Source organism: Acinetobacter sp. S4397-1, assembly GCF_024129285.1.
Classification (GTDB): domain Bacteria; phylum Pseudomonadota; class Gammaproteobacteria; order Pseudomonadales; family Moraxellaceae; genus Acinetobacter; species Acinetobacter lwoffii_C.
This window is the reverse complement of record NZ_JAMXXZ010000028.1, coordinates 1-13,607: the sequence shown is the minus strand read 5'-3', so window position 1 is coordinate 13,607 and position 13,607 is coordinate 1. Positions and strand designations below refer to the sequence as shown.

Here is a 13,607-nt window from a genome sequence, read left to right as displayed (position 1 = left end):
TGACAGCAATTACGTCATAATATAGCGTAGATTAAAGCAAAATTTTTTAATTTTAAGGAGCGTTGAATGCCACGTAAGAAAGAGGTCATTAGTGGGACTTTCGTTAAGTACGATGCGGTAGTTCTAGGTTCGGGCCCTGCGGGCGAAGGCGCGGCAATGAAACTTGCCAAATCTGGCAAGCGTGTTGCAATCGTTGATATGCGTGAACAACTTGGTGGTAACTGTACTCATGTAGGAACCATTCCAAGTAAGGCATTGCGTCAAACGGTATCCAGTATTATCCGTTATCAACGTGATCCAATGTTCCAGAAAGTAGGAGACTGGAAACAGTTCACGATGAAGCAAGTGCTACGCAATGCACATAAAGTCATTCAGCAGCAGGTAGACACTCACTCACGCTTCTATGACCGTAACAAAATTGATATTTACCATGGCCGTGCCTATGTCCAGGACCAAAATACCATTTTTGTCTTTGCACCCGATGGGATTAAAGAAACGATCATGTTCCAGCAACTGGTGATTGCGACCGGTTCTCGTCCATACCGTCCGGATATTCTTGATTTCAATCATCCGCGTGTCTTTGATTCAGACAAAATTCTGGAACTGGATTTCACCATTCAAAAAATTATTATTTATGGTGCAGGGGTAATTGGTTGCGAATATGCCTCAATCTTTATCGGCTTGGGTCATAAGGTTGATCTCATTAATACGCAGCCGAAGTTACTCAGCTACCTAGATGATGAAATTTCTGATGCACTGTCTTACCACTTGCGTGAGCAGGGCGTGTTAATTCGTCACAATGAACAGATCGACTTCCTGGAAACTTCAGATGACTATGTGATCTTGCATACTCAAAGTGGCAAGAAAATCAAAGCAGATGCGATTTTATGGTGTAATGGTCGTTCAGGTAATACGGATGGTTTAGGCCTGGAAAATGTGAACCTGAAACCAAATAGCCGTGGTCAACTGACGGTGAATGATCAATATCAGACCGAAGTTGAAAATATCTATGCTGCGGGTGATGTGATTGGCTGGCCTTCACTGGCTTCTGCTGCCTATGACCAGGGTCGCTGTGCCGGTGCAAACATGAATGGTGAGGAAAACGTCGCACCAGTTACGGATATTCCAACAGGAATTTATACCATTCCGGAAATTTCATCTATCGGTAAAACTGAACAACAGTTAACCGAAGAGAAAATCCCATACGAGGTGGGGCAGGCGTCATTTCGTCATCTGGCACGCGCCCAGATTACCGGGGATACCGTTGGGGAATTGAAGATCTTGTTCCATCGTGAAACTTTAGAAGTTTTAGGGGTGCATTGTTTTGGTAATAACGCTTCAGAAATTATCCACATCGGTCAGGCTGTGATGAACAGCCCGCACAATACCATTAAGTATTTTGTGGAAACCACCTTTAACTATCCGACCATGGCGGAAGCTTATCGTGTAGCAACATTAAATGGCATGAACCGTCTGTTCTAATCACCCGGTTCAGTTGTCAATAAAAATCCCTCAATCAAAGCAGATTGAGGGATTTTTATTTTTCCTGTTTTTTTAACTTTATCTACACTTCTTTGTGAATGATCAGGCAGCCATTTTTCGGCATTCAGCAGCACAGCGACGGCAAGCTTCTGCACATTGCTGGCAGTGTTCATGCTCATGTTTGCCGCATTCTTCTGCGCAGTATTCACAGGCCTGAGCGCAAAGCTCACAAATTTCTTTCATAAAAGGAGATTGTTTCTGCTCCATGCGGGCACACAGCTGGCAAATATCTGCACAGTCCAGACAGCGTTGAATACATTCCCGCATCATCTCCAAATCTTCTTCTTTTAAACAGGCACTTGCACAATAGGTACAGGTAAGGGAACAGGTCACACAGGTTTTCACGCAATCTGCAAACTGGATATCATTCATTTTCCTCTCCTTGAGTGATTGGATTTAGGAATAAGCTAATCAGAAAAAGGCATATACACTAGGCGGATTAGGTGAGGAAAAGTAAAATAATCATAGGTTTTGTTACGTAATTTTAGAAGTGGATTACCGCTTGTTCAAATTTAATTCAGCAGAAATATAAGCCGAATAACTCTTAAAAATCAAATCAATAGAACAGAATTTGAATGATGGAAAAACAGATTAATGGCTTCGACCATTATCGAAGGCGGATAAGTTTTTTAGTAGCGGGAATGTGAGAAAATTCAGCGTCTATGAAATCTAAAGAGTTTATAACTTTATGAAAAATTATATAAAAATAAATAATGGGTCGGAGGGTTTTGATTGGACAAGACTAATTTTACAAACACTTAGAGCAGGTTGCATCTTTGAGTTTTTGCCAATCAGTGCGCGCAAAAAGCCTGATTAAAATATTCAAACAGCTGGGGTGTCTGACTCCAGAGCAGAATAGCCAGAATCAGTAATAAGATTAGGGCAATGATAATCAAGAGCTTCAGTAGCGCAGTAGAATCAGTCATGGACAATTTGCTCCTCATTAACCCAGAAATGCACCCATACCCCGAAAATGCTCAAAGCAATCGACAGCATCCAGACTGCATTATAATTACCGCTTAAATCGTGGTTAAGACCACCGAGCCATCCACCAAAAAACGAACCGACCTGATGGGTAAAGAATACTATACCACTCAGCATTGTCAGGTATTTTACCCCAAACATATTTGCCACAATACCATTGGTCAATGGTACGGTAGAGAGCCATAACAGCCCCATAATGATACCAAAGGCATATACCGTCCAAGTGCTTAAAGGCAGGAGTAAAAAAGCACTGATCGCAATCGCCCGCAGGCCATATAATCCCATCAGCAAATGAGGCTTGGAATATTTGCCGCCCAGCCAGCCGGCAGTATAAGTCCCTACAATATTAAACAGACCCACCAGTGCCAAGAAAGCTGTACCTGTCGTGGTATTAAAGCCATGATCAATCAGGTAGCCAGGTAAGTGAATGCCAATAAAAACCACCTGAAAACCACAAACAAAAAAGCCCATGGCCAGAAACCAAAACGGTTTATGATTTTTAACGACCACAAGAATCTGTTTAAAGCTAAGCGGGCTTTTAGATGCTGTAGCTACGGCATTTGGATCAACATACAGAGGTGCCTTCAGCATCCAGGCCAAGGGGATAATCAGGGCAATTAAAATGGCACTGACCACCAGAGCGGCTGACCAGCCTACATTTTGTAAAAGGAGCAGAGTCGAAGGCAGCATAATAAACTGGCCAAAGGAACCGGCTGCACTGGCAATCCCCATCGCCAGACTGCGTTTTTCTGGCGGAGCTGCCCGACCTACGGCAGATAATAATACCGGAAATGAGGTCGCAGATAAGGCTAATCCGAGAATCACTCCTACACTCAGGTTTAATAATAGCCCCGTCGAACTGACTGCCATGAGCAGCAAACCAAGTGTATATAAGACTCCACCCACCGCAACGACAATTTTACTGCCATATTTGTCAGCAATGGCGCCAGTTACGGGCTGGACTGCACCCCAGATCAGGTTCTGCATGGCAATTGCCAGGCTAAAAACATTATGACCCCAGCCAAACTCCTCGCTCATTGGCATCAGATAGAGTCCAAAGGCATGACGGATACCTAAGGACAGCGCCAAAATTATGGCAGCACCAATTAGCATAAAAATGAGTGTTCTGGAAAATTGACTGTCAGCCATAAGTGCGTCGTGAATATAGAGTTAATTGTTATAGTATTCGATTCAATCGGGGGAGGCGATAAAATAAAAATTAATTGAATTATAATTTTTATTTATGAAAATTTAAAGTTTTATAGCTTAAAGTAGATTATAAAAAAGCAGAGTCCATGCTCTGCTTTTTAGCACAAGAGGGCTAGAAGCGAATACCAATACCGGCATAAGCGAGAATAGGGTTAACCTCAATTTCTGCCTTAGATTCAATTAGTTTCCCGAATGTTGAGTCAGTGACAGTAATCGTTGTCTCATTATTTAAATGAGCATAAGACAGTGAACCTACCGCGAACCATCGGTCATTAAAATCATAAGTAAAACCGACAGTGGCAACCGGAGCGAAGGTATCCGAAGCTTCGACTTTTACTTTTGGATTTGCCTTGCTATTTGGTTTATTTTCTAAAGATGCGCCCGCTTTCCCATCGAGAATATTTGTAATCATATGTCCGGCAGCAATCAGATCTTGTTCTGTTCGAGGGTTAATTTCAAGCTCATTAAAATAAGCATACAGCAAACCTAAGCCAACATAGGGGCGGAATTTATTTACACCAGTTTTTCCGAAGTGGTATTGAAACTCAAAAGCAGGTGTCCAGGCACGTGCAGAAGCGGCTGCACCATAAGCTTCTAAGTCTGTAATTTCAATATCTTTCTTTAACTCAATTTCTAGTGGAAGGGTAATGCTTCCCAGTGTAGGAGTTGCAGTGCCAGAGAAAGGGGCAAAAATCTTCCCTTTTCCTTGCAGGTCAACTTTAGGGGGAATACCGGCTTTCATTTCGAAAGAAACATTATCGGTAAAGAAGTAGTTGGTCATGATCCCCAGGGTGGTCACATCATCTGCTTCTAAGCCACTCCCAGAATTATTCCATTCAGAAAGACCATTGATCTGTGTCGTTCCACTCATTCCAGCAGGTAATGTGCCTCCAGTGAAAAAGCCAATTCCTTCTAATAAAATTTTGACTGCTTCCTGTTTTTCATTTGGATCAAGATTATTTAAAACGGTGTCTACCTGAATAGGGCCATTGGTATAGCTTTTTCCATTCTCGACCGCCGTATTGACTTTAAAAGGTTGAGCTTTGCCTTGTGGCATGACATGTAAGGCACCGACGGATACAGAAAAGCGTTTAAAGCCATCCCCATCTTGCAAGCTGAAATAAGGTGAATTTGCATGTGCAAGCACGGGTAAAGAGGCCATACCTGCCATACAAAACATTATTGTTTTCATTAAACCAGAACTCCATGTTCGTTGTGTTTCTTTGTTTTTGTATTGAACAATTTATGTGAATATCATCAAAAAACTCAGCTGCTGAACAAGTAGCTAAAAGTAACGAACGGGTTGTGTTTGGTAAGCAGTATGACTATTGGGTTAATTTGTGAGGTTTTTGTGTAATAGCAAGTGGGATATAGGGTGAAAATTGAATTTCTGAGCTGGTCAAACTTTGCTTATTCAGCTTGCATCGAATCTGGAAATTGGCATTTTCTAGCTTTTTTATGAAGTTTTTTTGAAAAAAATATATAGATTTTGAGATTTAAAAAGGCTTTTATTTTAATTTTGAGCCAAGAAAGTGAGAAATTTAACTAGAACGAGTTGTACCCAGGAGTGCTCATTTTTTTGTACAATAGAACGCATAAATTATTGAGTAGATCATATGAATTCGCAAAATTCTCCCAAAAAAAAGCCGCTGGTTAATTTGCCCTTTCCTATAAAACAGGCCGAGCAGTCTGCTGCAGAGGAAGTCTTGGAAGATCTGAGACCAAAACCTCAGCGTTATGCAGACCGTACCTGGATGCCACCACGTGGCACCCGTCGTGCGATGGGAAAACGTTAAGCACTCTAAACATTAGAGAGTCGGACATAGAAAAGCCATGATGATCATGGCTTTTTTTATACTTTTTGAATTATCTTAAACTTTTACGTGCCTTATTTTCTGGTTTGGGCGGCGAAATTTCCCGTTCCCCCTTCCAGACATCAATAAAGTCTTTTTCATTGATATTATACAGCTCTAATAAAGCCAAAATCACCGCGCCAAATAACATTGCACCTTCTGAGTTATCTTGAAAATCAAATATTTTTCCTCTTAGATTGTGCAGAATATCTTCAATTTCAAAAACCCGCTCTCGTCCATTGCTATCTGTTGGATAAATCTGGGTATTTAACAGGATTTTAGCCAGACTTTTTTCATTTTCACTTAGGGCGAGGACTTCAATCAGTTCATCTGTGGCCGGCGTGAAAATGACAGAGTCTCTAAAAATGGTATGCAGAAACTTTGCTGTCACTTTAGGGAGCGGCTTTTCTACAAAAGGACGGAACGATTGCGGCAAAATGACATTATGGGAAATGCCTTTGAACATGGGCGCGATTTCTTCGACTTTATAGCCGGCAATACCGCATCCAATTGAAGTAATAAAATACTTTATTTTAGGATGGTTCTTGGTGTAAAGCTTGAAGTCATCAATATAGTGCTGAATTTGCGATAACGGCATTTGCTGTAAATGCTCATTCATGGTCGGAATGGCATAACTCTGACCGGACCAGCCACGCCCCACACCCATTACTGCACCAAAGTGTTCTAATGCTGTTCTAGCAGCACCTCCACCATGCTGGCCTGCCATGTTACTTCCAAATACAAAAACAGTGTTTTCTGGCAGGGATTTAACAATACTTTCATTATGATAATGGTAAGTCATGGCTTTTTATTCGCTGTCCTGATTAGCTTCATGTTGCCTTTGAAATGAATAAGGGTCAAGGCATTATTGTTGCAGAGCTACCCAAACAGATACGTCAAAATTCCGCCAATAATCCAGAATAGGATACCGATCAAACCTAAATAGAGTTGTTGTCTGAAAATGCTTAATTTATTGTTTTGCATAAGTGACATCTTTTATAAAAAATACTTATTCAATAAGGTGCCGATGACCAGAAGCAAATAGAAAAGACCCACACAAAATATGACAGTGCCCATATAGCGAAACTGATTTTTAAAAGCGATTTCTCGATCTTCTTGATTTTTCATCTTCTGTCTATTTCTTATGATTTTGTAGATATTGCTTTCATAATTTTAATTTTTTTGATGATTTTTTCAAACGACATCATGATTAAAGTGCTAGCCAATAATGAATAGTAATATTGTTTTATTTACCAAACAGAAACCTGGCCAGGGATTGAGTAATTCAGATTTGCCCTCATAATAAATTGCATCGATATCCGCAGTGAATTTATTGAAGCTATGAGTGATAAAAAGCCCTTTGAACTAGTGACCAGTTATCAACCTGCGGGTGATCAGCCGCAAGCCATTGAAAAGCTGGTGAAGGGAATTGAACAGGGCTATCACGATCAGCTTCTGCTTGGAGTAACAGGTTCTGGTAAAACCTATACCATGGCCAATGTGATTGCACGTACCCAGCGTCCGACTATTGTCATGGCACATAATAAAACGCTGGCGGCACAGCTTTATGGGGAATTTAAGGCATTTTTTCCGAATAATGCGGTTGAGTATTTCGTCAGTTATTATGACTATTATCAGCCTGAGGCCTATGTACCATCTTCCGATACATTTATCGAGAAAGATTCGGCCATTAATGACCATATTGACCAGATGCGTCTTTCTGCCACACGTGCATTGTTGGAACGCCGTGATGCGATTATTGTCGCCTCGGTTTCTGCAATTTATGGTTTGGGTGATCCGAATGCCTATATGAGCATGTTGCTACATGTGGTAGAAGGAGACCGGATCAGCCGCGATGATATTATTCGCCGACTGGTCGAGATGCAATACACGCGTAATGAGCTTGAATTTTTACGTGGTACTTATCGGATTCGCGGCGAAATCATCGATATTTTCCCGGCAGAGTCGGATCAGGATGCTATCCGTATTGAACTGTTTGATGATGAAGTTGATTCGATCCGCTGGTTTGATCCTTTAAGCGGAAAAATGATCCGTAAAGTGCCACGGGTTACGATCTATCCAAAAAGTCATTATGTGACGCCTAAAGATAATCTGGCACGAGCCATTGAGACGATTCGGGAAGAACTGAAAGAACGTTTGGTATTTTTCCGTGAAAATGACAAGCTGCTTGAAGCACAGCGGATTGAGCAGCGTACCCGTTATGATCTGGAAATGATGCAGCAGCTCGGCTATACCAATGGCATTGAAAACTATTCTCGGCATTTGTCCGGTCGTCCGGCAGGTGAAGCACCTCCAACTTTATTTGATTATATTCCCGATGATGCCTTGCTGATTATTGACGAATCGCATGTGACCGTACCGCAAATTGGCGCCATGTATAAAGGTGACCGTTCCCGTAAAGAAAATCTGGTGAATTATGGCTTCCGTCTACCAAGTGCACTGGATAACCGCCCAATGAAATTTGAAGAGTGGGAGCGTATTATTCCTGCCACGGTGTATGTCAGTGCCACGCCTGCACGTTATGAACTGGAAAAATCCCAGCAGATTGTCGAGCAGGTGGTGCGCCCGACAGGTCTGATTGATCCGGAAATTGAAATTCGTCCGGTACTGACTCAAGTCGATGATGTATTGTCTGAAATTAATTTGCGTAAAGATCTGGATGAGCGGGTGCTGGTAACGACTTTGACCAAACGCATGGCCGAAGATCTCAGTTCTTATTTAAAAGAATATGGGGTGAAGGTGGCTTATCTGCACTCAGACATTGATACCGTGGAGCGTGTCAAAATTATTCATGAGCTGCGTACCGGTGTTTATGATGTACTGGTCGGCATTAACCTGCTACGGGAAGGTCTGGATATGCCGGAAGTGTCTCTAGTTGCAATTCTTGATGCCGATAAAGAAGGCTTCCTGCGCTCAGAGCGTTCTCTCATTCAGACGATTGGTCGGGCGGCGCGTAACCTGAAAGGTAAAGCGATTTTGTATGCAGATCGTATTACTGACTCGATGCAAAAAGCCATTGATGAAACGGATCGCCGTCGCACCAAACAGATTCAATTTAATAAAGAACATGGAATTACACCGCGTAGCGCTGTGCGTCAGGTCATTAAAGAAATTGATACGGGTGAAGACTTAAGTGATGATTCAATCACCTTAAAAGCTTCTGATCAGGCACGTGCAATTAGCGCAGATGAACGCCATATTATGGCGGACCCGAAACTGTTTGCTAAACATATCAGTAAGCTGGAAAAAGAAATGCTCAAAGCTTCCAAGGATTTGCAGTTTGAGCAGGCTGCGAGGATTCGGGATGAAATTTTACGCTTGAAAGCCCAGATGCTGAGCTAAAATTTCATTCGCCGCTCATCCTATAGTCCGCTTAAAATCAAGCATAAATCTAACATAATGCTACATAAAACTGGATTGAAGCACGTTAAGGTGAGTTTATAAAATTGCTTACAAATTGTGATCAGACTCGTGTCATAGGTATAGATATGAAAAATAAAAATATCCCTCGTGCGGGGTTTAAACTTGCAAAAATTGCGGTGGGTGGTGCAGTGCTGGTTGGTTTGGGTATGGCGACGATGTCCTATGCACAAAAAGCCCCATTGCCTACCGTTGAAAAGGTAGAGCTGGATCGCTACTTGGGAACCTGGTATGAGGTGGCGCGTAAGCCGCTTATTTTTCAGCAAAAGTGTGATCGTAATGTCACGGCTACTTATACCTTAAATGAAAACGGCAACGTCAATGTAGATAACCGCTGCGTCCAGAAAGATGGTCAGGTGATGCAGTCATTAGGGGAAGCATACATTCAGAATCCCCCGTACAATAGCAAACTCAAGGTCAGCTTCTTACCCGAGTTTATCCGCTGGTTACCGGTTGGTCGTGGCGATTACTGGGTATTAAAACTTGATGATCACTATCAGACCGTACTCGTTGGAGAGCCGCGGCGTAAATATATGTGGGTATTGTCACGTGATCCACAGCTTGATCAAAAGTTGCTTAATGAATATCTGCAATATGCTCAATCGATAGGTTATGACTTAAGCGATCTGATCCGGACCAAACAGATTCAGACTACTGACCCTTAAAAGTTAAGCTGATAAAAACCATGTCCAAGCATGGTTTTTTTTACGGCTGCTGTTTCTGATTTTTTTACTTATATTCAGGAAGTTGAATAGCGGGATATTCAAGCTTTATGTATGGCTAATCGCTATAATATGCCTGAAGTTTTATAGGTTAAAAGCATGTATAAAGGGATCGCATTATCAGTACTGGCATCTGTGGTGTTTGGTGTCTTGTATCTTTTTACCCCGTTTATGCAGCCTTTGGACAGCGAACAGACCTTTGCCTGGCGAATGCTGGCCACTATTCCATTCCTGACTGCATTTATGTGGTGGTCAGGTGATTTAAAATATATCAGCCATATCTTTCAGCGCATTCTGAAAGAACCGATGTTTTTAGTCTGGTTACTTTTTAGTTCATTTCTATGTACCACCCAGCTTTGGTTGTTTTTGTGGGGGCCGATTAATGGGCGTGGCCTGGAAGTTTCTTTGGGTTATTTTCTATTGCCCCTGGTTATGGTTCTGGTTGGATGTGCAATCTATAAAGAAAAGTTGTCACACTGGCAGATGGCAGCAGTAGCGCTTGCTATCTTGGGTGTAGGACATGAAATCTGGCGGGTTGGTGCAGTTGCCTGGGAAACGGTCTATGTTGCATTGGCGTATCCGCTGTATTTCTTTATGCGCCGTAAATTCCAGACTGATCATCTGGGCGGTTTCTGGTGGGATCTGTTTTTAATCTTACCTGTTGCGATTTATTTAGGCTTTGTTCATAGCGATTCCATGCAGCTGATTGTTGAGGCACAGCACCTTGTTCTGGTGGTCATTGTTTTGGGTTTTTTAAGTGCATTAGGACTGGGAAGTTATATTCTGGCCAGCCGTTATTTGCCTTTTGTCATTTTTGGATTACTCAGCTATTTGGAACCTGTGTTGCTGGCCTTTGCGTCTATGGCTTTGGGCGAGCGGATTGGGGCGGGTGAATGGCTGACTTATATTTCTATCTGGCTGGCGGTATTGCTACTGGTCATTGAAGGCGTACTGTACCTGCTGGAACAGCATAAACGGCGCTTGGCGCTGGCGCGAAATTTGGAAAAATATCCAGACTACTTGGACCCTTCAGATCGGGATTGAATGAATAAACAACATTTAACAAAAAAGTTGTTTCTATGCCAAATATGCTGTTTCATTTATTTTTAAAAGCAAAATCATTTGACTAATTAGAGCTATTTTTAAAATTTATAGTGAATATACGAAATTTTCCTCAAGAGTTATTCAGCTTTTGATTCAAACTTGCGGCTAATTCCATTACAATTATCAGGTTTTGAAATTTATGCTTAGATTTACAATTAATTAGAGGACGTATCTGTGAGTAAAGACACTATCGTTGCCCTTCATGCAGAGCACCAAGGTCGTTGGAAAAACCGTGAGGAACTTGCGGAGCGTATGATTGCCCTGATGGGTCAGTTGTATCGTGAAAAAAATATTGTAGCTACAGTTTACGGCCGTTCTTTAATTAACCGTTCTGTGATCCAGATTCTTAAGGCACATCGCCGTACTCGCGTATTAGATGTTGAGCTTTCTGTAGTAGATACTTTCCCAATTCTTGAAGCATTGGTTAAAGTGCAAAACATTGGTACTGCTGAAATTGATCTAGGCAAACTGGCTGTTGAATACAAAGAAAAAGGCGGCGATATTGATGCCTTTGTTGCAGATGCCGTGAAATCTCTTGAAGGCAGTGCTACTTCTGTTGAAGGTAAAGATGTCGTTCTTTACGGTTTCGGTCGTATTGGCCGTATCCTGGCACGTTTGATGATCAGCCAGTCAGGTCTTGGCCGTGGTTTGAATCTGAAAGCAATCGTGGTTCGTAAATCATCTGACGGTGACCTGGAAAAACGTGCGTCTTTATTACGTCGTGATTCTATCCATGGTCCGTTTGCAGGCACAATTTCTGTAGATGAAGAGAACGAAGCAATCATTGCGAACGGTCAGTTCATCAAAGTGATCTATGCATCAAATCCGTCTGAAGTAGACTACACTGCTTACGGCATTGAAAATGCACTTGTGATCGACAATACAGGTAAATGGCGTGATGCTGAAGGTCTTGCTCAGCACTTGCAATGTTCGGGCGTTGCTCGCGTAATTCTGACTGCACCTGGTAAAGGTGATATGAAGAACGTGGTATTTGGTGTGAACCAGGCGGACATTCTTGATGAAGACAAAATTATCTCTGCTGCAAGCTGTACCACCAATGCAATCACTCCAACGCTAAAAGTGTTACATGATAAATACACCGTATTAAATGGTCATGTTGAAACTGTTCACTCGTTCACAAACGACCAGAACTTAATTGACAACTACCATAAAGCGGATCGTCGTGGCCGTGCAGCAACGCTGAACATGGTTATTACTGAAACTGGTGCTGCTAAAGCAGTAGCGAAAGCACTTCCAGCGCTTCAAGGTAAACTGACAGGTAACTCTGTACGTGTTCCTACTCCGAACGTATCTCTTGCTATTTTGAACCTGACTTTGGATAAAGAAGTTGATCGTGATGAAGTAAATGAATACATTCGTCAAATTTCAATTAATTCTAACCTTCAAGGTCAAATCGGTTATACAAACTCTACAGAGGTTGTATCTTCTGACTTTATCGGTTCGCGTACGGCAGGTGTATTTGACGCGCAAGCGACTATTACTTCAGGTAACCGTTTAACTGCTTATGTATGGTATGACAACGAAGTTGGCTATAGCTGCCAAGTACTTCGTATCGCTGAACAGATGGGCGGCGTAAGCTATCCAAAAATTCCAGCTGAAACTAATGCATAATTAGATTCTAGTTAAAAAAAGAGCCTCAAATGAGGCTCTTTTTTATTTTTAGGGTTAGATGTATAGCAGATTATGAATGGCTGCCACATGTCATTTTCTATCGCTTGCCTATTGTCACAAAGCCACTGGTTTAGATTCACATCAAATTAAAAAATAAATTACCATCGGAAAGATTCAAGATATCCGGGGGCATTCGCTTTAGGGGCAATGTTCAGTGCTGGCTTAAGTGCTTCGGTAAGCTCGATTCAATATAAGAATAATCATCAGAAAGTCAATTCAGATTTGCGTAACATATAGCAAATGTGCGGTACTAATTTAGTTAGGCTGATAGCTGCAGGGCTTTAAAATCATGCAAAATAGTCTATGTCCTGATCTCTATAGGAGAGATGAAATGATCAATATAGCCAAGAATACTATCTGCCTTTGGTACGATGACAATGCCGAGGAGGCCGCAAAATTTTATGCTGAGACCTTTCCGGACTCTTTTGTCAGTGCGGTTCATCGCGCCCCTGGAGACTATCCTGCAGGAAAAGAAGGAGATGTGTTGACTGTTGAATTTACCGTGCTGGGTGTTGCATGCGTTGGACTTAATGGTGGGCCTGCATTCACGCATAACGAAGCTTTTTCATTTCAAGTCGCTACTGAAGATCAAAGTGAAACTGACCGTTACTGGAATGCAATTGTCGGTAATGGAGGTCAGGCAAGTGACTGCGGTTGGTGTAAGGATAAGTGGGGGATTTCATGGCAAATTACACCGGTTGCTTTAACGCGAGCATTTACCAGTTCTGACCGTACCGCTGCCAAGCGGGCATTTAATGCAATGATGACGATGAAGAAAATTGATGTTGCAGCAATTGAGGCAGCCTTTCAAGGTTGAATGCATTGATCACAACCTGAGCAATCTACTTTTAAGCTGCATCGCTAAAAAGTCTTTAAGGAATATAGATCGGAGAAATGTCATCATCTGGTTTTAGCGCAAGGTTTTAAGCTAAAAATGCCTTTCTGTTTTTTCTTGAAGGGCATTTTTTTTAGGGCGTGTCCTCATTTGGCTTTGCACCAAATAAACATGCAAGCAATGTAGATCATAGACTGATAATTTCGTGCAAGCTTATCAAATCGG

At 41.9% G+C, this 13,607-nt stretch carries 12 protein-coding genes; 7 read left to right on the top strand and 5 right to left on the bottom strand.

The window, feature by feature from the left end; translation table 11 throughout:
- The first annotated feature begins 66 nt into the window (after positions 1-66).
- Positions 67-1,482, top strand: a complete 1,416-nt coding sequence (sthA, locus tag NI467_RS11825; RefSeq protein WP_151203842.1) for a Si-specific NAD(P)(+) transhydrogenase — start codon at positions 67-69, stop codon at positions 1,480-1,482.
- A gap of 102 nt (positions 1,483-1,584) precedes the next feature.
- Here sthA and NI467_RS11820 read toward each other — a convergent pair whose 3' ends face one another.
- The 4 genes from NI467_RS11820 to NI467_RS11810 form a co-directional block, all read right to left on the bottom strand.
- Positions 1,585-1,914 carry a four-helix bundle copper-binding protein gene (locus tag NI467_RS11820; RefSeq protein ID WP_253153095.1) on the bottom strand — a complete coding sequence of 110 codons (330 nt, stop codon included), beginning with the start codon at positions 1,912-1,914 and terminating at the stop codon, positions 1,585-1,587.
- Positions 1,915-2,333: 419 nt separating this feature from the next.
- Entirely contained in the window at positions 2,334-2,468 is a 135-nt protein-coding gene (locus NI467_RS14765) for a hypothetical protein (protein WP_258170056.1), read from the bottom strand.
- A complete protein-coding gene (locus tag NI467_RS11815) occupies positions 2,461-3,675 on the bottom strand; it encodes an MFS transporter (RefSeq protein WP_151203840.1) in 1,215 nt (404 codons plus the stop codon). Before NI467_RS11815 ends, NI467_RS14765 begins: the two co-directional genes overlap by 8 nt.
- Before the next feature lie 172 nt (positions 3,676-3,847).
- Positions 3,848-4,927: an OmpW family protein gene (locus NI467_RS11810; protein ID WP_253153093.1), complete on the bottom strand. Its 1,080-nt coding sequence runs from the start codon at positions 4,925-4,927 to the stop codon at positions 3,848-3,850.
- A gap of 424 nt (positions 4,928-5,351) precedes the next feature.
- Here NI467_RS11810 and NI467_RS11805 point away from each other — a divergent pair, with 424 nt between their 5' ends.
- A complete protein-coding gene (locus tag NI467_RS11805; protein WP_151203836.1) occupies positions 5,352-5,531 on the top strand; it encodes a hypothetical protein in 180 nt (59 codons plus the stop codon).
- A gap of 70 nt (positions 5,532-5,601) precedes the next feature.
- Here the strand turns inward: NI467_RS11805 and NI467_RS11800 are convergent, their stop codons facing one another.
- Positions 5,602-6,390 (bottom strand): hypothetical protein, encoded by a 789-nt coding sequence (locus tag NI467_RS11800; protein ID WP_253153092.1) that lies wholly within the window; start codon positions 6,388-6,390, stop codon positions 5,602-5,604.
- 539 nt (positions 6,391-6,929) lie between these two features.
- Between NI467_RS11800 and uvrB the strand changes: the two genes are divergently transcribed.
- The 5 genes from uvrB (at position 6,930) to NI467_RS11775 (ending at position 13,364) form a co-directional block, all read left to right on the top strand.
- Entirely contained in the window at positions 6,930-8,951 is a 2,022-nt protein-coding gene (gene uvrB, locus NI467_RS11795; RefSeq protein WP_151204555.1) for an excinuclease ABC subunit UvrB, read from the top strand.
- 146 nt (positions 8,952-9,097) lie between these two features.
- Positions 9,098-9,694, top strand: a complete 597-nt coding sequence (locus NI467_RS11790) for a lipocalin family protein (RefSeq protein WP_253153090.1) — start codon at positions 9,098-9,100, stop codon at positions 9,692-9,694.
- Positions 9,695-9,850: 156 nt separating this feature from the next.
- Entirely contained in the window at positions 9,851-10,795 is a 945-nt protein-coding gene (gene rarD / locus NI467_RS11785; RefSeq protein WP_253153088.1) for an EamA family transporter RarD, read from the top strand.
- A 234-nt stretch (positions 10,796-11,029) separates the two neighbouring features.
- Positions 11,030-12,487: a glyceraldehyde-3-phosphate dehydrogenase gene (locus tag NI467_RS11780; protein WP_151204550.1), complete on the top strand. Its 1,458-nt coding sequence runs from the start codon at positions 11,030-11,032 to the stop codon at positions 12,485-12,487.
- Between the two features lie 391 nt (positions 12,488-12,878).
- Positions 12,879-13,364, top strand: coding sequence for a VOC family protein (locus NI467_RS11775; protein WP_253153086.1), 486 nt, complete (start codon positions 12,879-12,881; stop codon positions 13,362-13,364).
- Positions 13,365-13,607 lie beyond the last annotated feature (243 nt).

Bases quoted from the DNA above. Each gene is read 5' to 3' on its own strand.
- NI467_RS11775 (WP_253153086.1), top strand. From the start codon at position 12,879: ATGATCAATATAGCCAAGAATACTATCTGCCTTTGGTACGATGACAAT.
- uvrB (WP_151204555.1), top strand. From the start codon at position 6,930: ATGAGTGATAAAAAGCCCTTTGAACTAGTGACCAGTTATCAACCTGCG.
- NI467_RS11815 (WP_151203840.1), bottom strand. From the start codon at position 3,675: ATGGCTGACAGTCAATTTTCCAGAACACTCATTTTTATGCTAATTGGT.
- NI467_RS11810 (WP_253153093.1), bottom strand. From the start codon at position 4,927: ATGAAAACAATAATGTTTTGTATGGCAGGTATGGCCTCTTTACCCGTG.
- sthA (WP_151203842.1), top strand. From the start codon at position 67: ATGCCACGTAAGAAAGAGGTCATTAGTGGGACTTTCGTTAAGTACGAT.
- NI467_RS11805 (WP_151203836.1), top strand. From the start codon at position 5,352: ATGAATTCGCAAAATTCTCCCAAAAAAAAGCCGCTGGTTAATTTGCCC.
- NI467_RS11820 (WP_253153095.1), bottom strand. From the start codon at position 1,914: ATGAATGATATCCAGTTTGCAGATTGCGTGAAAACCTGTGTGACCTGT.
- NI467_RS11790 (WP_253153090.1), top strand. From the start codon at position 9,098: ATGAAAAATAAAAATATCCCTCGTGCGGGGTTTAAACTTGCAAAAATT.
- rarD (WP_253153088.1), top strand. From the start codon at position 9,851: ATGTATAAAGGGATCGCATTATCAGTACTGGCATCTGTGGTGTTTGGT.
- NI467_RS11800 (WP_253153092.1), bottom strand. From the start codon at position 6,390: ATGACTTACCATTATCATAATGAAAGTATTGTTAAATCCCTGCCAGAA.
- NI467_RS14765 (WP_258170056.1), bottom strand. From the start codon at position 2,468: ATGACTGATTCTACTGCGCTACTGAAGCTCTTGATTATCATTGCCCTA.